The 19,351-nt window shown below is 67.0% G+C and carries 18 protein-coding genes and 1 pseudogene; 6 read left to right on the top strand and 13 right to left on the bottom strand.

Annotated features, from left to right (window positions below; translation table 11 throughout):
• From QOI01_RS20005 to QOI01_RS19990, 4 genes are all read left to right on the top strand, one after another.
• Positions 1 to 230, top strand: a 230-nt coding sequence (locus tag QOI01_RS20005; RefSeq protein WP_526383983.1) for an ABC transporter permease, incomplete at its 5' end; no start/stop codon positions are given.
• Positions 231 to 288: 58 nt separating this feature from the next.
• Positions 289 to 1,338 carry a substrate-binding domain-containing protein gene (locus tag QOI01_RS20000; protein WP_526383982.1) on the top strand — a complete coding sequence of 350 codons (1,050 nt, stop codon included), beginning with the start codon at positions 289 to 291 and terminating at the stop codon, positions 1,336 to 1,338.
• A 44-nt stretch (positions 1,339 to 1,382) separates the two neighbouring features.
• Positions 1,383 to 2,432 (top strand): substrate-binding domain-containing protein, encoded by a 1,050-nt coding sequence (locus QOI01_RS19995; RefSeq protein WP_526383980.1) that lies wholly within the window; start codon positions 1,383 to 1,385, stop codon positions 2,430 to 2,432.
• Positions 2,433 to 2,545: 113 nt separating this feature from the next.
• A complete protein-coding gene (locus tag QOI01_RS19990) occupies positions 2,546 to 2,899 on the top strand; it encodes a VOC family protein (protein ID WP_526383978.1) in 354 nt (117 codons plus the stop codon).
• A gap of 197 nt (positions 2,900 to 3,096) precedes the next feature.
• On the opposite strand, the gene QOI01_RS19985 is transcribed toward QOI01_RS19990, so the two are convergent.
• From QOI01_RS19985 to QOI01_RS19950, 8 genes are all read right to left on the bottom strand, one after another.
• Positions 3,097 to 6,270, bottom strand: coding sequence for a helicase HerA domain-containing protein (locus QOI01_RS19985; protein WP_526383976.1), 3,174 nt, complete (start codon positions 6,268 to 6,270; stop codon positions 3,097 to 3,099).
• On the bottom strand, positions 6,270 to 6,920 hold the full coding sequence (locus tag QOI01_RS19980; protein ID WP_526383974.1) for a hypothetical protein: 651 nt from the start codon (positions 6,918 to 6,920) through the stop codon (positions 6,270 to 6,272). Before QOI01_RS19980 ends, QOI01_RS19985 begins: the two co-directional genes overlap by 1 nt.
• Positions 6,917 to 7,981, bottom strand: a complete 1,065-nt coding sequence (locus tag QOI01_RS19975) for an endonuclease domain-containing protein (protein WP_526383972.1) — start codon at positions 7,979 to 7,981, stop codon at positions 6,917 to 6,919. The genes QOI01_RS19980 and QOI01_RS19975 overlap by 4 nt, the downstream gene beginning before the upstream one ends.
• Positions 7,982 to 8,049: 68 nt before the next feature.
• Positions 8,050 to 9,273 (bottom strand): NAD(P)/FAD-dependent oxidoreductase, encoded by a 1,224-nt coding sequence (locus QOI01_RS19970; protein ID WP_526383970.1) that lies wholly within the window; start codon positions 9,271 to 9,273, stop codon positions 8,050 to 8,052.
• Between the two features lie 63 nt (positions 9,274 to 9,336).
• Positions 9,337 to 9,669 carry a TfoX/Sxy family protein gene (locus tag QOI01_RS19965; RefSeq protein ID WP_526383987.1) on the bottom strand — a complete coding sequence of 111 codons (333 nt, stop codon included), beginning with the start codon at positions 9,667 to 9,669 and terminating at the stop codon, positions 9,337 to 9,339.
• 62 nt (positions 9,670 to 9,731) lie between these two features.
• A complete protein-coding gene (locus tag QOI01_RS19960) occupies positions 9,732 to 10,799 on the bottom strand; it encodes an LLM class flavin-dependent oxidoreductase (RefSeq protein WP_526383968.1) in 1,068 nt (355 codons plus the stop codon).
• 94 nt (positions 10,800 to 10,893) lie between these two features.
• Positions 10,894 to 13,215 (bottom strand): endopeptidase La, encoded by a 2,322-nt coding sequence (gene lon, locus QOI01_RS19955; protein WP_526383966.1) that lies wholly within the window; start codon positions 13,213 to 13,215, stop codon positions 10,894 to 10,896.
• Between the two features lie 62 nt (positions 13,216 to 13,277).
• The gene (locus QOI01_RS19950) at positions 13,278 to 13,472 is read right to left on the bottom strand and encodes a hypothetical protein (RefSeq protein WP_526383964.1); all 195 of its coding nucleotides are present in this window, start codon (positions 13,470 to 13,472) and stop codon (positions 13,278 to 13,280) included.
• A 131-nt stretch (positions 13,473 to 13,603) separates the two neighbouring features.
• On the opposite strand from QOI01_RS19950, the gene QOI01_RS19945 reads away from it, so the two are divergent.
• Both QOI01_RS19945 and QOI01_RS19940 read left to right on the top strand, forming a co-directional pair.
• Positions 13,604 to 14,542, top strand: coding sequence for an NADP-dependent oxidoreductase (locus QOI01_RS19945; protein ID WP_526383962.1), 939 nt, complete (start codon positions 13,604 to 13,606; stop codon positions 14,540 to 14,542).
• Entirely contained in the window at positions 14,539 to 15,282 is a 744-nt protein-coding gene (locus QOI01_RS19940) for an SDR family oxidoreductase (protein ID WP_526383961.1), read from the top strand. Before QOI01_RS19945 ends, QOI01_RS19940 begins: the two co-directional genes overlap by 4 nt.
• 10 nt (positions 15,283 to 15,292) lie before the next feature.
• Here the strand turns inward: QOI01_RS19940 and QOI01_RS19935 are convergent, their stop codons facing one another.
• The 5 genes and pseudogenes from QOI01_RS19935 to QOI01_RS19915 all read right to left on the bottom strand — a co-directional run bounded on the left by QOI01_RS19935 (position 15,293) and on the right by QOI01_RS19915 (position 19,037).
• The gene (locus QOI01_RS19935; RefSeq protein ID WP_526383959.1) at positions 15,293 to 15,727 is read right to left on the bottom strand and encodes an ester cyclase; all 435 of its coding nucleotides are present in this window, start codon (positions 15,725 to 15,727) and stop codon (positions 15,293 to 15,295) included.
• Positions 15,728 to 15,764: 37 nt separating this feature from the next.
• Entirely contained in the window at positions 15,765 to 16,379 is a 615-nt protein-coding gene (locus QOI01_RS19930) for a YceI family protein (protein ID WP_526383957.1), read from the bottom strand.
• Positions 16,380 to 16,421: 42 nt separating this feature from the next.
• Positions 16,422 to 17,599, bottom strand: a pseudogene (locus QOI01_RS19925) (RNA polymerase sigma factor).
• Entirely contained in the window at positions 17,596 to 17,718 is a 123-nt protein-coding gene (locus tag QOI01_RS19920; protein WP_526383955.1) for a YciI family protein, read from the bottom strand. The pseudogene QOI01_RS19925 and the gene QOI01_RS19920 overlap by 4 nt, the downstream one beginning before the upstream one ends.
• Positions 17,719 to 18,068: 350 nt before the next feature.
• Entirely contained in the window at positions 18,069 to 19,037 is a 969-nt protein-coding gene (locus QOI01_RS19915; protein ID WP_526383985.1) for an alpha/beta hydrolase, read from the bottom strand.
• Positions 19,038 to 19,351: the final 314 nt, after the last annotated feature.

The raw sequence follows: 19,351 nt of genomic DNA, 5'->3' as shown, positions 1-19,351 counted from the left end.
GCCAGGGCTACGAGCTCGACGCGATCGCCGCTGTGGTGATCGGCGGTGCCAGCCTGATGGGCGGGCGCGGCACCATCTGGGGGACGGTGCTCGGTCTCTTCATCATCCAGACGCTCAACAACGGGCTGGACATCCTGGTGGTGCCCGCTTATTGGCAGGACGTGATCAAGGGCGTCCTGATCGTCGCGGCCGTTGCGGTCGACGTCTGGTCAACCCGAAGACGCACGTGAGCTGTTGTACGCAAACTCATTTCGCACATCGATCGATACAACGAAAGTGAGAGACCAGATGAGACTGACAACGAAGTTCGTCGCGATCGCCTCGGCGGGGCTGCTCGGGTTGAGTCTGACCGCCTGCGGCGCGGGGGATACCGAAGCCAACAACGGCAAGACCCGCATCGGTGTCACGGTGTACGACATGACCTCTTTCATCACCGCGGGCAAGGAGGGCATGGACCAGTACGCCAAGGACAACAACATCGAGCTGGTGTGGAACTCGGCCAACAACGACGTGTCCACCCAGGCCAGCCAGGTCGACTCGCTGATCAATCAGGGCGTCGCCGCCATCATCATCGTCCCGATCCAGGCGGATTCGCTCGGTCCGCAGGTCCAGACCGCGAAGTCCAAGGGCATCCCGCTCGTCGCGGTGAACGCCTCACTGAACAACAAGGACGTAGCGGGCAACGTGCAGCCCGACGACGTGGCCGCCGGCGCACAGGAGATGCAGATGATGGCCGACCGCCTCGGCGGCAAGGGCAACATCGTCATCCTGCAGGGCCCACTGGGTCAGTCCGGTGAGATCGACCGGACCAAGGGCATCGAGCAGGTGCTTGCCAAGTACCCCGACATCAAGGTGCTGGCCAAGGACACCGCCAACTGGAAGCGCGACGAGGCCGTCAACAAGGTGAAGAACTGGATCTCCGGGTTCGGGTCCCAGATCGACGCGGTGGTGGCGGAGAACGACGACATGGGTCTCGGTGCGCTGCAGGCATTGAAGGAGGCCGGTCGTACCGGCGTTCCGATCGTCGGCATCGACGGCATCGAAGACGGCCTCAATGCCGTCAAGAGCGGCGAATTCATCGGCACCTCACTGCAGAACGGCACCGTCGAGCTGTCGGCCGGCCTCGCCGTGACCAATGCGCTGGTCAAGAAGGAGCAGGTCAAGACCGAGCCGGTGTACATGATGCCTGCGATCACCAAGGACAACGTCGACGTGGCATACCAGCACGTCGTCAGCGACCGGCAGAAGTTCCTCGACGGTCTCAGCGCGCTGACCGCCCAGAACCTGAAGACCGGCGACATCGCCTACGAGGGCATTCCAGGACAGAAGCAGCTGTAATCCGGATCCGACAACGTGTTTCGCGAACCAGAGAGAGTGAACAGATGAAACTGACGATGAAGCTGGGTGCCATCGCCTCGGCGGGGCTGCTCGGACTCGGACTGACGGCCTGCGGCGCGGGCGACACGGAGTCCAGCAGCGGCAAGACGCGGATCGGTGTCACGGTGTACGACATGAGCTCGTTCATCACCGCTGGCAAGGAGGGGATGGACCAGTACGCCAAGGACAACGACATCGAGCTGGTGTGGAACTCGGCCAACAACGACGTCTCGACGCAGGCCAGCCAGGTCGACTCGCTGATCAATCAGGGCGTCAGCGCCATCATCGTCGTTCCGGTGCAGGCGGATTCGCTCGGCCCGCAGATAGCGTCGGCCAAGTCGAAGAACATCCCGTTGCTTGCGGTCAACGCCGCGCTGGAGAGCCCCGACCTCGCGGGCAACGTCCAGCCCGACGACGTGGCCGCGGGTGCTCAGGAGATGCAGATGATGGCCGACCGCCTCGGCGGCAGGGGCAACATCGTCATCCTGCAGGGCCCACTCGGCGGCTCCGGTGAGATCAACCGCGGCAAGGGCATCGACCAGGTGCTGGCCAAGTACCCCGACATCAAGGTGCTCGCCAAGGACACGGCCAACTGGAAGCGCGACGAGGCGGTCAACAAGACGAAAAACTGGATCTCCAGCTTCGGACCGCAGATCAACGGTGTCGTCTCCCAGAACGACGACATGGGTCTCGGCGCGCTTCAGGCGCTGAAGGAGGCCAATCGGACAGACGTGCCGATCGTCGGGATCGACGGCATCGAGGACGGTCTGAACGCCGTCAAGAGCGGCGAATTCATCGGCACCTCACTGCAGAACGGCACGGTAGAACTCTCCGCCGGGCTCGCGGTCGCCAATGCCCTGGTGAAGAAGGAGCAGGTGAACAAGGATCCGGTCTACGTGATGCCCGCGATCACCAAGGACAACGTGGACGTCGCGATCCAGCACGTCGTCACGGAGCGCCAGAAGTTCCTCGACGGCCTCGGCGAGCTGACCGCCCAGAACCTCAAGACCGGCGACATCGCCTACGAGGGCATTCCCGGGCAGAAGCAGCAGTAATCCGCAAGAGCGCAACGGGACCGGTCACACCAGTGGCCGGTCCCGTTGCGCGTCGCCGATGAGTTCTACCCCAGCGGATGGTCAGTACTGCCAACCCACGAAAGGTAATGATCGTGACCTTTGCACATGTGTTGGCCGTCGTCCCCGTCTCCGACCTCGACGTCGCGAACGCCTGGTACGAGAAGCTCTTCGGGCGACCGGCCGACAACAATCCGATGCCCGTGCTGGTCGAGTGGCAGGTGGTTCCCGGCGGTTGGGTCCAGGTGTTCATCGACGAGCAGCGGGCCGGCTCCGGCCTGCTCAACTTCGCCGTCGACGATCTGGATGCGCATGTCACCGAGGCCGGTGAACGCGGCCTGGCGCCGGGTGTCATCGAGGACGCGAACAAGGGCGTCCGCTTGGCCACCATCTCCGACCCGGACGGGAACGTGATCAGGCTGATCGGCGGGTTCCGGGTCGTGTACTGACCCCGCTGCGACGCGTCATCCGCTCGACTCCGGTTGGATGGGCGCGGTGCTGCGTGCGGACGCGGTGACACCGGACCCAGCGATGACGACCCTCCTGCAGAGGTCGACGTGCACAGTCGCGAGTTCTGCACCCACGGTCGCGTTCTCCCACGGATCACGACCCTCCTGCAGAATTCGATTCGCGGCGGCCGAATTCGTCAGGGTTTCGGTCCCACCGGCAGCTTCGCCAGGTCCAGTACCTCTTCGGTGGTCAGCGGACTGTGCGGATGATGCGAGAGACACCAAGGCGCGGTGATCTTCTCGAAGGCGCTGCCTTCGAGCGCGGCGTAGAAATTGCCCGCTCTCAGCCTGCTGATGTCGGGCACGTACCCACCCTTGACGCGGGCCATCTCCTTGGCCGTGGCGATTTGCGCCGGGGCGTTCAGCAGTCCGTAGAACTGCGTGGCGGAGTTACCCGCGATGTGAGAGTTCAGACCCCGTGGCGCCTGGGTGGCGTAGACCAACCCGAGTCCGTACTTGCGGGCCTGTGATGACAACGCCAGCGTGCTGTAGGTGGATTCGGTCGTCCGGCCTGACGGCGCGAAGTTCTGCGCCTCGTCCATCACCAGCAGCCCGCCCAGTGGGCGGTCGCCCGCCGGGTTGCGCTTGATCCACGCGAACAGCGCCATCTGCAGCTGGTTCACGAACCCCTGGCGCTGCTGATCATTGGGCAGCCCGACCATGCTGATCACCGACACCCTGGCCCGATAGCCGTGCGACGGTGTCAGGAGTGCTCCCGGATCCGCCGGGGATCCCTCACCGCCGAACATCGGATCGTTCACCATGGCGGCGCGCAGGTTCTGACCGAGTTCCGCCGCCCGCTCCCGCGCACTGCCGATAGTGCTTGCGCCGTCGGGTAGGTCCGCGAGCACCTCCAGGAACCCGGGCAGAGACGTGGACCCCCGCCGTCCGTACCACTGCAAGGCCTGTCGCAGGACCGCACGGGATTGGTTGGCCTTGGGTGTGTTTCCCGAAATCAGCGCACGGTTCTCCAGTGCGGCGAAGGCGGATTCGACGGCCTCGTCGTACTCGTCGCGGTCGTCGGCCACGCTCGCGAAGTCGGGCAGCGGCTGAAACGCCAACGGTCTGCCCGCCGAGCGGCGCGGTGTCCACACCACGACTTCGGTGTTGCTCAGATAGTCGGTGGCTCGCGGTGTGTCCGCCGCGTGCCATCCTCGTGGCGGCTCGGGCCACGGCAGCCCGAGTCGCGCGAGATCGTTGTTGGGGTCCAACACGATCGACGACACCCCGCGCAGGGCGCACTCCTCGACGAGTCGGCGGATCAACACCGTCTTGCCCGATCCCGAGCCCGCGAAGATCGCGGCGTGCTTGCGCAGGGCGAGAAGGTCCACGCTCAACCGACGTCCCGAGGCGTCGTCGGTGCCCAGCGGCACCGCCGTCGGCGATTCCTCGCGTAGCGCGTCGTGCACACCGGCGTCGGGTTCCATCGGAGGCTCGGGCTCCGGCTCGACGACCGGTTCGGGAATCTCGGCGGGCAGGGGGCCGGCGCCCTCGCCGAATGCGTCACGCAGGAAGGCGAGCCCGTGCGCGGGTTTGCGGGCGACCAGCCACGCGGGCAGGTCGGGATGGTTGTCGTCGATCAGGTCGCGCAGTGCCGAGAGGGTCCGCAGGTCGCCGTCCGACAGGGTCAGGGTCCGGCCGCCTGCCTGCTCGAAGTCAGCGACCACCTGCGCTGTCTTCAAGCCTCCCGGCCACGGTCGGTTGCGGAGCAGGAAGAGCTTGCGCTTGTCCAGGTTGGTACCGAAACCGGTTGCTGCACAAGCATTCTTGATACGATTCTGGGCCGCGATGGCGTTGGGGCTGGCGATCGCCCGAAACGCCCAGTGCCGCTCGTCGTCGGTCTCGGCGTCGAGGCTTTGGCGCAGCCTGCCGTGCAGGACCACCCGCTTGCCCGGTGGAGGGTCGAGCCGGAAGGTCTGCGCAGCGTCCCCGCGTTCGGCGATCCAGGCGTCCAATGCGGCAGACAGCAGGCCGGGCACCGTGGTGTCCTCGCCCTCGGGATCCAGGGCGGCCGCGCCGACCGCGCGCCGCCGGTAGTCGGCGAACCGCAGGTCGAGATCGGCGCTGTCGCGTGGCGCCCTGGCTTCGGCGGCACCGTGGGATTCGTCCGGAATCGCCTCGCCCGCACGATCGTTGAGATGCGTCAGCTCCTCGACGACGTCGCGCTCCAGACACCAACGGACGTGGGCGTCGGCGCGCTGGAGCAACTGGCGCGGTGTGAGGTCGGGCGCGTCGTCGAAGGCCGAGGCCAAGATGGGCCAGCTCGGGTAGGGAGGCGTGAACCCCACCGAACGATAGCTGGCGGTGAATCGACGCTCCAGGATTGCCCTGGCGACAGCCGCATTGGGCAGCGGGCTCAGCGGGGCGGTCTCCCTGAACCTGTCCGCCACCGTGGCGGTGGCCCGCGACCTGATCAACTCCCACACCACGGGCAGGCAGGCAACGACCTCGGCGGTGCGCCGCATCGTCTGCCTGATCCCCATGAGCCCGTGCGCGACGTGCTCGAGGTCGCGGTTGTCTCCTGCGCCTCCCTTGCGACCAGCCGTCGACGTGGCGGACTGCGCGAGGAGCGTGTCGATCTGGTCGATCGCCAGGACCGAAGGCCCGGCGAGGGCGACCAGTCGCGAGATGTCGCGCACGCACTCCTGCGGAGTCAACGTCGACACCCCGATGCCCCAGGTCCTGCGGCCGGTGTCGTCGACGTCCTCGGCGGAGTTGAGGTAGGCCTGTCCGACGTCCTGGACGCCGAGGTCGGTCGCGCCGAGCATGACGAGCGCACGCAGGGTGTGGTGCGCCCGACGCACCACCTGCGGGCTCGACTTGTTGAGCGCGTTGACGAAGGTAGACAGGATCTCCGGCGTCAGTTCGTCCTCACCCGCGACGGCGCGGCGGTCGGCCCGGGACACGTGAGCTACGGATGCGAGCCGCCACAACACCTCCTTGAGCTGTGTTTCGCGCTCGGCGGCGGGCCTGCCGAGACTCTCCAGGATGCTGCTGCGGGCCGATTCCCAGAAGCTGGTGGCGTCCAGTAGTTCCAGCAAGAAGAAGAAACCGTCCTGGGCCTGCACCCGTTCACGCACCTGGCCGAGGAGATGGGTCTTGCCCGACCCGGCCCGCCCCCGCACCACGACACCGAGTGGGCTCGAGTCCGGCGCGCGATCCGCGTCGTCGAAGGCGGCCATCACCACCTCTAGCGCCCCGTCGTTGACACCCGGCACGTGAAAGGTGCCCTGCGAGTGCCACAGATCGTCGGCGGCCGGCGCGAAGGACAAGCGCAGTGACTTCAAGGCGTCCCGCTGCTGAGGATCCATCACTGCTCGATCGCGATCATGTGCTTGTCCTCGGCACCGATGGTCACGGCGGCGGCACGATCGGCGTCGGTCAGCGCCTTCTGGTTCTCCTCGGGGATCAGGCTCACCCCCGGAATGCGGTGCATCCGGGAAAGGGCGGCGTCCAGGTCGTGTCTCGACACGTCCGACAGCTCATCCCGCAGGCGGACCAGGTCCACCCAGCCACCTGCCCGGGCTGCGAGCCGGACGTAGGCGCCGCGGACCTCGTCCTCGACCTGGTCGCCCAGCACGTCCGGTTCCCCGGCCAGCGCGCGGTCGTCGAGCGGCAGGAACACGTCACCGGGGGCCAGATCGTCGCGGTCGAAGTAGCGGCGCAGTGCGCGCAGCACGGTATAGAGCGCCTTGCCCTGACCCTTCGACTGCGCAGGCACGTCGGCGCCGAACAACCTCGCACACGTCGCCCAACCCTTGTCGGTCAGATCGAGCACCATCGCACGGCCTTCCGTCGTGACTTCGATCAGCCCACGTCGTACGAGCTCATCCCGATCCTGCTTCTTCAATTCCGGCCCCAAGGATGCCAATTCGGGATTGCGGATCGGTCGTGCTTCGGCCATCAGAACCAGCAGCACCGCTTGCTCAGTGCCGGTCAGTTCCTCGGGGTCGATGCTCACGCCAGATTCCCTTCGTCGTGCCTCTTGGTGGTCTCGTGTCTCTTGGTGCTCAATAATCTCGCGATGACGTCGAGCACCCGCGCCGGGTCATCGCGGACTTCGTCGTTCGTGAATCTGAGGACGGCGAAGCCGTCGAGTATCAGCCCATTGTCGCGCCGGCGGTCGGCGGCGTACTTCAGACTGCCACGATGGTCGGGGCCGTCGATCTCGACGACGCAGCGCTCCGCTGGCCAGACGAGGTCGACGCGAATGGGCGGCGCCAGCGAGTGACTGGCGTACTCCTGGTTCCAAATCCGGCCCGTTGCCCAGTCGTACTGAGCCAGGCAGCGCTCGAGCATCTGTTCGGCCGCACTGGCGGGGTGTGGCCTGCCCAGCAGTGCCGGGTAGTCGACCGGTGCCGCCTCGATGGGCTCGCCTGACGCAAGCGTGTCGACGAACTCCGGCACCGACAGCTGCCACGTCGGATATCGGTCGATGGCGGACATGGCGCCCGCGGTGAGCCAGACGCCGATGCCGCCGTGTGCGACCAGCCACTCGCAGGCGGTGGCTGCGCCTCTCTGGCAGGCGTCGCCGTCGGGACCGGGACCGATCAGCAGGACGACGCCGACACGGCCGTAGCTTTCACCGATCACCCTGGCCAGGCCGCAGGCCCGCATCTGCGGTCCGAACCGGCGGTCCGCGGCGCACCCGCTGAGCGCCACGTCCGCCAAGTCGGCGAGGTACGGACCGAAGTGCTTGCTGTCCGCGGCCCGGCGATGCGCCAGTTGGCGGACCACTCGTCGGTCGAGGTCGCTGCTTGCGTCGAGCACGCCTGCTTCCGGCAGCCACGCGGGAAACAGATCGATGGCCATCGACTGGAGCCGGTCCAGTGCGTCGTCGACCAGCGCCGACGGTGACGGGGACACGCCGGGGAGCCGATAGCGGATGACGACGGGTGCGCCGTCCGGAAGCGGATCCAGACTCACTGCGAGCTGCTCGTCGGTCAGCCCGGCGAGCCGCATGATCCGATCCGCGGGGATGCGCGCCAGCGACAGCGGTTCCCCGCACGTCGCTGCGCTCACCCGACCCCCTGCACCGTTGGACGACTGCCGTCCATTCTCACCTACGCCTCAGATCTGCGCCGGGGACATCAACCGCCGAGCTCCCCCAGTGGGACGTCGGCGTCGGCAAGACGCCCGGCATCCACCGGCTTGCGGGACCGGATCAGGTCCTTGATGTCGTCGAGTCCCTCCCAGACGTTGACGTTCATTCCGGCCAGCACCCGGCTCTCGGCATCGAGCCAGAACACGGTGAACTCTCGTGCGTCTGGGTCGCCGCGGAACACCGCCGAGGCGTAGTCTCCTGCGTGTCCGACGTACTCCATCCCCAGGTCGTACTGGTCGGTGAAGAAGTAGGGCAGCTCGTCGTAGACGCCCGGGTTTCCCATCATGCCCGCGACGGCCACCGCCGGCTGCTTGAGCGCGTTGGCCCAGTGTTCGGTGCGGACCCGGGTGCCGAAGAGTGGATTCTCGGCGGCCGCGATGTCACCGACGGCGTACACGTCGTCGTCGCTGGTCTTCAGTGATGCGTCGACCAGGACTCCACCCTCGGCAAGCTCCAGGCCTGCCTTCTCGGCGAGCTCGGTGTTGGGCTTGGCTCCCACCGCGACCAACACGGCGTCCGCGCTCACCGTCGACCCGTCACCGAGCTTCAGACCGGTCGCCTTTCCGCCGTCGGTGGTGATCTGCTCCACCGACGTCTTCAGGCGCAGGTCGACGTCGTGTTCGCGGTGCAACTTGGCGAACACCTCGGCGGCCTCGCGGCCGAGCGCGCCGAGCAGCGGAAGCTCCGCGCTCTCCACCACCGTCACCTCGACGCCGCGTTCACGGGCACTCGCGGCGACCTCGAGTCCGATCCAGCCCGCGCCGACGACGGCCAACCGGGCACCTTTGGTCAGGACGGCGAGGAGATCGGATGCGTCGTCGACGGTGCGCAGGTAGTGCACACCGTCCGCGTCGCCGCCGGGAATCGGAGGGCGGCGTGAACTCGAGCCGGTGGCGAGCAGAAGTTTGTCGTAGCCCTGGTGGTGGCCCTCGTCGAAGCCCACGGAGTGCGTCAGCCGGTCGATGCCGGTGACCTCGGTGCCGAGCCTGAGGTCGACGTCGTGCTCGCGGTACCAGTCTTCGGTGTTGACGGTGAAGTCCGGGAGCCCCTTCTTTTCCGCGAGATAGTCCTTGGATAGCGGCGGACGTTCGTAGGGCAGGTGTTCCTCCGCTCCGAAGAGAACGATCTCTCCGTCGAAGCCGTTGTCCCGCAATGCTTCTGCAGCCTTGGCGCCCGCCAGGCCACCGCCGATGATGACGAATGTGGGCATGTCACTACTCCTTACTGGTCGGGGGTTTGACGACGTGGTCGCGGGTCACGACAAATGCTCCCGCTACATGGGCGGCAGACTCTTGGCGTGGGCCACGCCCCTCGACACCCAGGACTGCAACTGCCGCTTCGTTCGCACACCGTCGCCGGAGACCCTCACCCAGCCGCGAGTCTCCCTGCCCGCCATCACCATCGGCTCGACGTGTTCGCGCCTCAGCAGATTCTCCGTCTCGTCCGGCGGCACCCTTACCATCAGGCCGCCGCGACCGCTCGCGGCGACCGACATGTGGCCGCCGATCAGGAACGCGAGGCCACCGAACATGCGCTTCTCCTCGACACCGCGTTCGGTGGCCGTCAGCTCCCTGATGCGATTGGCGAGTTCCTCGTCGTACGCCATGTTCTCGACGCTAGTCACTCTGCGGGGGTGGTGGCCACCCCCGGACGTCGCCAGTGCCGCGTTCAGTCGGTTGCGGGCTCCCAGCCGAGGCGGGGCCCCAACCTCTCGGCGAGATCCGTGACGATCTGCCGGTAGTCGTCCGCGGCGAAGGTGAACGGCAACGCGAACGCCACCTCGTCGGCGCGCTGAAAGCCCGCGTGGGCATACAGCTGATCGGCCAACTCGTCGGACGTGCCGACGTAGTCGGGGGAGAACAGCATGCCGCGGGGAGCCGGGCCGCCGGCGACATTCGGCTGAAGCCCCTGCGGTGACTTGGTGCGCTCGAACCGGCTTGCCGCGTATTCGCGGTATCTCCGGACCTGGTCGTCGGTGGCGGAGTCGGTGGGAATGACAACCAAACCCTGTGACACCCGGGCACTTTCGGGGTTCGGGTGATGCGCCGCGATGGCTGTCCGGTAGGCGTCGATGTTCTCGCCCTGGATCGTGGCGAAGTCCCGCGACTCGGTACCGTCGACGCTGACGACCGAACTGGTCAGGTAGTTGATGCGCTGTTCCCCGGCCCACGTCGCCGAGCTCGTGCCGCCGCCGTACCAGACGCGGTCGGCCAGGCCGGGGGAGTGTGGCTGGATCCTGTTGGCGAACTGCTCGATGCCGACGATGCCCTCGAAGTCGCTCACGGCCTCGCCGCGCAGGCCGCGCAACAGGCGCAGCACCCGCTCCTTGGAGAAGTCCTCGACGTCGTGGGTGTTCGGATACAGCGCTTGCCTGTAGTGGTCGTAGAGCATCGGGGTGCCCACCGAGACGCCGGGGTTGATCCGGCCGCCCGAGAGGATGTCCACGGTGGCCAGGTCCTCGGCGAGTCGGAACGGGTTCTCCAGACCGAGCGGAATGACCGCGGTGCCGAGCTCGATGCGCGATGTGCGCTGACTGGCCGCCGCCATGATGGCCACCGGGGAGGAGATGCCGGGCTGCAGGTGGCGACAGCGCAGCCACACGCTGTCGTAACCGAGTGCCTCGGCGCGCTCGATCACTTGGAGCGTCTCCTCGATACCGGGTCCCGGATCGTCGGCGTCGAAGCGGCCGATGGTCAGGAACCCGAGCTTGCGCAACGGTTCTCCGCGTCTTGGCATGTGTCCGTCCTCCTCATCAACGCCGAGCGCGCGTGTTTGTACGGTGACACGCCGTCACCCGTGCACAAACACGCGCGCTCGCGCTGATTCTTCCTCAGGCGGCCTGCGTCGAGGCCTCGGCCGCCGGCTCCAACGCTTGGGCCACGATCTCGGCGACGTCGGTCATCGGCTTGACCTCCAGCGCGTCGAGCACCTCGGCAGGCACGTCGTCCAGGTCGGCCTCGTTGCGTTGCGGAATGAACACCGTCTTCAGGCCGGCCCGCTGAGCGGCGAGCAGCTTCTGCTTCACACCGCCGATGGGCAGCACCCGACCGTTCAGCGTCACCTCGCCGGTCATGCCGACGTCGGCGCGGACCTGGCGCCCGGTCGCCATCGACACCAGGGCCGTGACCATGGTGACGCCGGCCGACGGACCGTCCTTCGGCACCGCTCCCGCTGGCACGTGGACGTGGATCTGTCGATCCAGCGCCTTGGGGTCGACGCCCAACTGCTCGGCGTGGGCGCGCACGTAGGACAGCGCGATCTGCGCCGACTCCTTCATCACGTCACCCAGCTGACCGGTCAGCTTCAGGCCCGGTTCTCCGTCGTTGGCGTTCACCTCGATGAACAGCACGTCGCCACCGAGTCCGGTGACCGCCAGGCCGGTTGCGACGCCAGGGACCGCCGTGCGTTCCTCCGATTCCGGAGTGAAGCGTGGACGGCCAAGGTAGCCAACCAGATCCGGTTCGTCGATGATCAACGGTGCTTCGTCTGCCGCGAGCTTCGTGGTGGCCTTGCGCATCGCCTTGGCGAGCAGCCGCTCGAACTGCCGAACCCCCGGTTCGCGGGTGTAGTCGGCGGCGATCTTGCGCAGTGCGTCGTCGGTGACCACCACCTCGTCGGAGGTCAGCGCCGCCCGGTCCCGCTGCCTCGGCAGCAGGAAGTCGCGGGCGATGGCGACCTTGTCGTCGGAGGTGTATCCGTCGATTTGCACCAGTTCCATCCGGTCCAGCAGCGCTGACGGGATGTTCTCGATCACGTTGGCCGTGGCCAGGAACACCACGTCCGACAGGTCGAGGTCCAGGTCAAGGTAGTGATCCCGGAACGTGTGATTCTGCGCCGGGTCCAGCACCTCGAGCAGCGCCGCGCTCGGATCGCCGCGGTAGTCCGAACCCACCTTGTCGATCTCGTCGAGCAGCACGACGGGGTTCATCGAGCCCGCCTCGCCGATGGCGCGCACCAGGCGACCGGGCAAGGCGCCCACGTAGGTGCGCCGGTGACCGCGGATCTCCGCCTCGTCCCGCACACCGCCGAGGGCGACGCGGACGAACTTGCGACCAAGGGCACGCGCGACGCTCTCACCCAGCGAAGTCTTGCCGACGCCGGGAGGCCCTGCCAGCACCATGACGGCACCGGAGCCACGGCCGCCGACGACCTGCAGTCCGCGCTCAGAACGACGGGCCCGCACGGCCAGGTACTCGACGATGCGGTCCTTGACGTCCTCCAACCCGTGGTGATCGGCGTCTAGGACTTCCCTGGCGAGTGTCAGATTTGTGGAGTCCTCGGTGGTCACGTTCCACGGCAGGTCGAGCACGGTGTCCAGCCAGGTGCGGATCCAACCGCCCTCGGGGCTCTGTTCGCTGGAGCGTTCCAGCTTGCCGACCTCACGCATTGCGGCCTCGCGGACCTTCTCAGGCAGGTCGGCCTCCTCGACGCGGGCCCGGTAATCGTCGGACCCGTCGGGTTCGCCTTCGCCGAGTTCCTTGCGGATCGCGGCGAGTTGTTGACGCAGGAGGAACTCCTTCTGCGTCTTCTCCATGCCGCTGCGCACGTCGTCGGCGATCTTGTCGTTGACCTCGACCTCGGCCAACAGGGCGCCGGTCCAGTCGATCAGGCTGCGCAGCCGTTCGGCCACGTCCTCGGTCTCCAACAGCTGCCGCTTCTGCACGTCGGTCAGGTAGGACGCGTAGCCGGCGGTGTCGGCCAGTGCAGACGGGTCGCTGATCTTGTTGACCACGTCGACGATCTGCCAGGCCTCGCGGCGTTGCAGCATGGCCAGCAGCAGCTTCTTGTACTCGGCGGCGAGCGCCTTGGTCTCGTCGGTCGGTTCGACCTCGGACTCCTCGGTCACCTCGACCCAGAGCGCCGCACCGGAGCCGGTGGTCCCCGACCCTATGTGAGCGCGACGTTCGCCGCGGACCACCGCGGCGGCGCCACCGCCGGGGATCCGTCCCACCTGCACGATCGATGCGATCACGCCGTACGTGGGATAGCGGTCCTCCAGCCGGGGCGCGATCAGCAGCTTCCCGCTCTCGCTCGCCTGGGCGGCGTCGACCGCGGTCCTGGCGGCGTCGTCCAACTCGACCGGCACGACCATCCCTGGCAGCACGATCGGCTCGCTGACGAACAGGACCGGAACTGCGATGTTTTCTGACATCTAAATCCTCCAAAGTTCAGCCTGATGCGCTCAACCTTGGCGGGGTGTGGTTTGTTCCCCGGCTATTGCGGGGCCACTGCTGCCGGGACGGCTTCCGGGACCGCAGACCTCCGGGTGACGACGACGGTCGCCAACATCAGCACACCGATGACGGGCAGGGTGATCGCCGAGTTCACGCCGTTGGCCAGATCGACCGAGAGGTTGGCGATGACCACCAAACGGATCGCCACTTCCACGAGGAGTCCGACACCCCACATCGCCGAGAGCCGAACGTGGCAGCGAACGCCGCTGGTCCGGCGCCGATTCGCTCACGACGAGCACGCTAGGGCCGGCGCCTGAGCGGTCCCTGTGAGGGAATAGTCGTCCCGCCGCAGGGGTCGTAGGTGGCATGGCTCTCACTTCGAAGGCAGTCCGGTTCGACGCGTACGGAGACATCGACGTTTTGGAGGTGCGCGACGTCGCCCGTCCGGTGCCGTCCGACGGTGAGGTGCTCGTCGCGGTGAAGGCGGCGGGCATCAATCCGGGTGAGGCGATGATTCGCCGCGGCGCCCTGCACGACCGCTGGCCCGCGACGTTCCCGTCGGGACAGGGCAGTGACCTGGCCGGCGTGGTCGCCGAACTGGGGGCCGGCGTGCTGGACTTCGCCGTGGGCGACGAGGTGATCGGTTTCTCCTTGGCGCGCTCCAGTCAGGCCGAGTTCGTGGTGGTACCGGCCGCGCAGCTGACGCCGAAGCCCACGGCCGTGCCTTGGGACGTGGCCGGCGGCCTGTACGTCGCGGGGGCCACCGCGTATGCCGCCGTGCGATCGGTGAACCTAAAGACGGGCGACACCGTGGCCATCTCCGGTGCGGCGGGCGGGGTTGGCACCATCGCCGTGCAGCTCGCCAAGCGTTCCGGCGCAACGGTGCTCGGCATCGCGGGTCCTGCGAACGACGACTGGTTGTCGGCGCACCGCGCCATTCCCGTCAACTATGGCGACGACTTAGCGGACCGGCTCCGGGCCGCATCACCGACGGGCCGGGTCGACGCCTTCCTCGACCTGTTCGGCGGAGGCTACGTAGAAGTGGCCGTCGACGAGTTGCGCGTCACGCCCGACCGGGTCGACACGATCATCGACTTCGCCGCCGTGGAGCGGTTCGGCGTCAAGAGCGAGGGCAGCGCCGACGCCACCAGCGCCGCCGTACTGGCCGAGCTGGCAGGGCTGATCGCGGCGGGCGAACTGGAGGTGCCGGTCGCTCGCGTGTTCCCAATGGATCAGGTGCGGGATGCCTACCGTGCGCTCGAGGAACGCCACACCCGCGGCAAGTTGATCTTGAGGATTCGATGACGATCTCCTTGGCGGGCAAGGTCGTGGCCGTCACCGGTGCGAGTAGCGGCATCGGCGAGGCGACCGCGCGGCTGCTGGCGGCCCGCGGCGCCACGGTGGTCCTCGGAGCGCGTCGGACGGATCGCCTGGAGCGACTTGCCACCGAGTTGCGGGAGCAGGGCGCGGCGGTGCTGGTCGACACCACGGATGTCACCCGCCGCGAGGATCTGGACCGGTTGGTCGGCCGCGCGGTGGATGAGTTCGGCACGCTCGACGTGCTGGTTTCCAATGCCGGGATCAGCAAGATCGGACCCGTCGGCGATGCAGACGTCGACGGCTGGTCGGCGATGATCGACGTCAATCTGCGCGGCGTGCTGTACGGCATCGCCGCGGCCATGCCGGTGTTCCGCCGTCAGGGAAGTGGTCACTTCGTGACCACGGTGTCGACGGCAGGATTGAAGATCGTTCCCGACATGGCGGTCTATGCGGCGACGAAGAACGCCGTGCGCACGCTGATGGAGGGACTGCGTCAGGAGTCGACGGACGGCGTGGTGCGGACCACCTCCATCTCGCCGGGGTTCGTCCGCACCGAACTCGACGGATCCATCGACGACCCCGTTCTGCGGGACCGGATTCGTTCCGGTATGGACTCGTTCGGACTCGCGCCGGACGCCGTCGCACGGGCCATCGCGTTCGCGATCGAGCAGCCCCACGACGTCGAGATCGGCGACATCACGATCCGGCCGACACTTCAGGGGTAGGGCCGGGGCTCTACGGACGGATTGCACCGAGCTGTCTCATCTGTGAGAGGACGTCGACGACCCCCCAGGTCTCGGCGACTCGGCCGTTCACGAAGCGGACGATGAAGATCTCGTCGTAGGTGACGGATATGCCGGTTGGCGGGATACCCAGGTATTCACCCTGGTGGGTCCCAGTGACTGTGTTCCTGCTGACGACCTTGTCCCCCTCGGCGATCACGTCCTCGACCGCAACGTGAAGGTCCGGGAAGGCCCGGTGGAGCCTGGTGAACACCTCTTTCATTGCTTGCGAACCGGTCTCGTCAATGGGCGTTTGCGTACTGATCCGCGCGTCGGGCTCGAAAACCTCGTCGATCGTCTTCGCGAGGAATGCCGGATCACCGCCATTGATGCCGTCGAGAAGGCGGGCGAACGCCGCTTTGTTGGTTGTTACTTGGGCAGTTGACATTTCAGTCCTTCGTTGGTTTCGGTGTGACCCGCCTGCGTCACGTCTGACGGACGGCCTCGATCTCCAGGCTGATCGACACCTTGTCGCCGATCACGACGCCGCCACGATTCCATCGATCGATACCGAATTCGCCGCGGCTGATCTGCGCGGTCGCGCAGAAGCGGACGCGCCGGCCGCCGTTCGCGTCTGGGCCGAACCGGTTCTCGGTGACCGTGAGCGGCACGTAGCGGGTGACGCCGTGCAACGTCAGCTCACCGCCGATGACCCAGCCGTCGTCGGTGTGCCGGATGTCGGTTGAACGATAGCTCCCCGTCGGGTGCGCGTCGACTGCGAGGAGGTCGGCGGACCGGAGGTGGTTGTCGCGTTTCTCGTTGCGGCTGTCGATGGACGCCAGCTCGATCGTCGCGGCAACCGACGAGCCGAGTGGTTCCTCGCTAGTGACGAGCGCGACGTCATACCTGCTGAACCGGCCGCGCATCTTGCCGACCGTCAGCAAGCGGACGGCGAACGCGATCTCGGAGTGCATCGGGTCGACCTTCCACGTGCCGGCCAGGTAGCCGGGAATCGCGACGGCCGTGGGGGCGGAGTGCGTGGACTCCCTGAATGCGGTGCCGCGCCTGTTGCGCGGGAGGTGGGAAAGTTTGTCGCTCATGTCCAAGCGACGAACGGTTTCCCGTGCTGGGGACAGTCCGGGTCAGAGTTCGTCGAGCCGCCCACCGAGGAAACGCCGCTCGGGGATCGAGGTGGCCAGCTCGAGCGCACGGCGGTACGCCGCTCGGGACTCGTCGTCGCGGCCGAGCCGCCTTAGCAGCTCGCCGCGGGTCGAATGCAGATAGAGATAGCCATCCAGATCGAGGCGGTCGCCGGCGTGTAGCGCCGCGGCGGGATCGCCGGCCTGGGCGAGGGCCACGGCGCGGTTGAGTTCAACAACCGGGGAGCCGGTGAGTTCGACCAGTCGCCGGTACATCGCGGCGACCTGCGGCCAGTCGACCCGCTCGCGTGTCTGCAGCGACGCGATCGCGGCCTGGATGACGTAGGCGCCGCGGCCGTCCAGCGCGATCGCCTGGTCGAGCGCCTTCCGTCCTGCTTCGATCTCGCGCATGTCCCACAGCGAACGGTCCTGATCCTCGAGCAACACGAGGTCGTCACCGGCGAACCGGGCCCGTCGGCGGGAGTGGTGGATCATCATCAGGGCGAGAAGGCCGTGCACCTCCGGTTCGTCCAGCATCAGGACGGCGAGCACTCGCCCCAGATGGATCGCTTCGGCGCCGAGGTCGACCCGGCCTCCGTATCCCTCGTTGTAGATCAGGTAGATGACGGCCAACACCGCATCGAGGCGCTCTGGAAGCACGTGCGCGTCGGGAATCGCGAACGGGATCCCCGTCGCCTTGATCTTGGCGTTGGCCCGCGAGAGGCGACGCTTCATGGTCTCTTCGGAGACCAAGAACGCGCCGGCGATGTCGGCGGTATCCAGGCCACCGACGGCTCGCAGGGTGAGCGCCACCTGCCCCTCCAACGGCAGCGCCGGATGGCAGCAGGTGAGGATCAGCTCAAGCCGTTCGTCTTTGATCGCCCTCTCGTCGAACACCGTCTCGTCGGCGTAGTCCATGGCGACCTCCGGAGCCGACAGCAGATGGATCTTCTCGGCCAGGGTGCGTTCCCGGCGGATCCGGTCGATCGCCCGGTTGCGGGCCGTCGTCACCAGCCACGCACCCGGGTTGGCAGGGAAGCCCGATACGGGCCAGCGCTCCGCTGCGATCGCGAACGCCTCCTGACTCCGTCCTCGGCCTTGTCGAAGTCACCGAGGAACCCGACCAGCGAAGCCAGCACTCGGCTCCGCTCGCCTCGGAAGACCTCCTCGAGGACGGTCAGCGTTGCACCACCGGCCGGACCTCCACAGCACCGCCGAGCCGGACGGCCGGGATCCGCACCGCCAGCTCGATGGCCTCATCCAGGTTGGCGGCCTCGACCAGGGCGAAGCCGCCGAGCACCTCCTTGGTGTCCGCGAACGGCCGTCGGTCATCAGCGTGCGACCTCCGACGACGCGCACGCTGGTCGCCGTCTCGGCGGCCTGCAGCTGCGCCGCGCTGAGGACCCGCGCGTCATCGGCCAGCGCGAAATACTCGGCGTACGCCGCCTCGCGCGCATCATCGTGCAGCGCCTGCTCCAGACCGGGCTCGGGGTAGATAATCAGGGCGTACTGCATCGCCACCTCCGGGGACTCGGGCACTCACGATTACGACGAACGGGCAGCGGGGCAGGGGACACCCACCCATGAAAGCAGGAAGCCTGCCGTCCGGGGGTGACGGCAGGCTTCCTGACCTTTCTGGTCCTTCAGTTATCAGGCGGTGGCCTGAGCTCCCAGCGTCCGTTGGATGTCGGGGATCATCTGCTGCAGCTGCTGACCCCAGTAGCCCCAACTGTGGGTGCCGGTGGCCGGGAAGTTGAACACACCGTTGGTGCCGCCCGCGGCCAGGTAGTTGTCCCGGAAGGTCGCGTTCGTCCGCAGCGTGAACCCCTCGAGGAACTGCGCCGACATCAGGTTGCCACCCGAGTCGCCGGAGTCCAGATCCGACGGCGTCCCGGTGCCGCAGTAGATCCACACCCTGGTGTTGTTGGCGACCAGCTGGTTGACGTTGACCATCGGGTCGTTGCGCTTCCACGCCGGGTCACTCGACGGACCCCACATGCTCTCGGCGTTGTAGCCACCCGCGTCGTTCATCGCCAGCCCGATCAACATCGGCCACCAGCCCTCGGAGGGGTTGAGGAAGCCAGACAGCGATGCTGCGTAGGTCCACATCTGCGGGTGGTAGATCGCGTACGTCAGCGCCGCGCCGCCCGCCATGGACAGACCGACGACGGCATTGCCGTTCTGCGAGACGCCGTAGTTGCTTTCGAGGAAGGCAGGCAGTTCCTGAGTCAGGAACGTCTCCCACTTGTAGGTGTAGTCCTGGCCGTTGCCCTGCGACGGCTGGTACCAGTCGGTGTAGAAGCTGGACTGGCCACCGACCGGCATCACGGTCGACAGGCCGGACTGGTAGGTCCACTCGAATGCGGGCGTGTTGATGTCCCAGCCGCTGTAGTCGTCCTGCGCGCGAAGGCCGTCGAGCAGGTAGACGGCGTGCGGGCCGCCACCTTGGAACTGCACCCTGATGTTCCGGTTCATCGACGGGGAGAACACGTCCAGGTACTCCACCGGCAAGCCAGGCCGGGAGAACGCTCCCGCCATCGCCGAACCCCCGACGAAGCCGATCAGCCCGGGCAGGGTTACCGCCGCCACGAGTCCAACGACCAGACGGCGCAACCACATGCCACGAATGTTTCTGACGAACTTCATAACGGCAACCAACCGTCCTCTCTCATGTCCAAGCAATCGCCGTTGCTTTGCGAGCGTTAGTGAATCACGCCGATGTGGTTCATTTCGGCCGTCAACGCCGAGTTGCGACGTCGCGGTTGGCTAACGATTACGACTCGGCCCAGAGACCTTCTAGACAGATCTGGCCTGTGACCTTTGTGAATGAAGTGAATTCTGTGACCGCACGATCGGGCGACCCGCTCGGTCCGGAAGGACTCGCCGCGAAACCCGCCGAAGCCTAGATGCGCAGCCATACGAGCCAAAAAGCC

It is taken from the genome of Mycobacterium sp., assembly GCF_032162605.1.
In the GTDB taxonomy this organism is placed as follows: Bacteria; Actinomycetota; Actinomycetes; order Mycobacteriales; family Mycobacteriaceae; genus Mycobacterium.
The sequence above is the reverse complement of the archived record's forward strand: the minus strand, read 5'-3'. Positions and strand labels throughout refer to the sequence as shown.

What these genes read in the sequence shown, in the direction of transcription:
- QOI01_RS20000 (WP_526383982.1), top strand. Translation starts at nt 289, where the DNA reads ATGAGACTGACAACGAAGTTCGTCGCGATCGCCTCGGCGGGGCTGCTC.
- QOI01_RS19995 (WP_526383980.1), top strand. Translation starts at nt 1,383, where the DNA reads ATGAAACTGACGATGAAGCTGGGTGCCATCGCCTCGGCGGGGCTGCTC.
- QOI01_RS19940 (WP_526383961.1), top strand. Translation starts at nt 14,539, where the DNA reads ATGACGATCTCCTTGGCGGGCAAGGTCGTGGCCGTCACCGGTGCGAGT.
- QOI01_RS19930 (WP_526383957.1), bottom strand. Translation starts at nt 16,379, where the DNA reads ATGAGCGACAAACTTTCCCACCTCCCGCGCAACAGGCGCGGCACCGCA.
- lon (WP_526383966.1), bottom strand. Translation starts at nt 13,215, where the DNA reads ATGTCAGAAAACATCGCAGTTCCGGTCCTGTTCGTCAGCGAGCCGATC.
- QOI01_RS19950 (WP_526383964.1), bottom strand. Translation starts at nt 13,472, where the DNA reads ATGTGGGGTGTCGGACTCCTCGTGGAAGTGGCGATCCGTTTGGTGGTC.
- QOI01_RS19915 (WP_526383985.1), bottom strand. Translation starts at nt 19,037, where the DNA reads ATGTGGTTGCGCCGTCTGGTCGTTGGACTCGTGGCGGCGGTAACCCTG.
- QOI01_RS19935 (WP_526383959.1), bottom strand. Translation starts at nt 15,727, where the DNA reads ATGTCAACTGCCCAAGTAACAACCAACAAAGCGGCGTTCGCCCGCCTT.
- QOI01_RS19960 (WP_526383968.1), bottom strand. Translation starts at nt 10,799, where the DNA reads ATGCCAAGACGCGGAGAACCGTTGCGCAAGCTCGGGTTCCTGACCATC.
- QOI01_RS19985 (WP_526383976.1), bottom strand. Translation starts at nt 6,270, where the DNA reads ATGGATCCTCAGCAGCGGGACGCCTTGAAGTCACTGCGCTTGTCCTTC.
- QOI01_RS19965 (WP_526383987.1), bottom strand. Translation starts at nt 9,669, where the DNA reads ATGGCGTACGACGAGGAACTCGCCAATCGCATCAGGGAGCTGACGGCC.
- QOI01_RS19970 (WP_526383970.1), bottom strand. Translation starts at nt 9,273, where the DNA reads ATGCCCACATTCGTCATCATCGGCGGTGGCCTGGCGGGCGCCAAGGCT.
- QOI01_RS19945 (WP_526383962.1), top strand. Translation starts at nt 13,604, where the DNA reads ATGGCTCTCACTTCGAAGGCAGTCCGGTTCGACGCGTACGGAGACATC.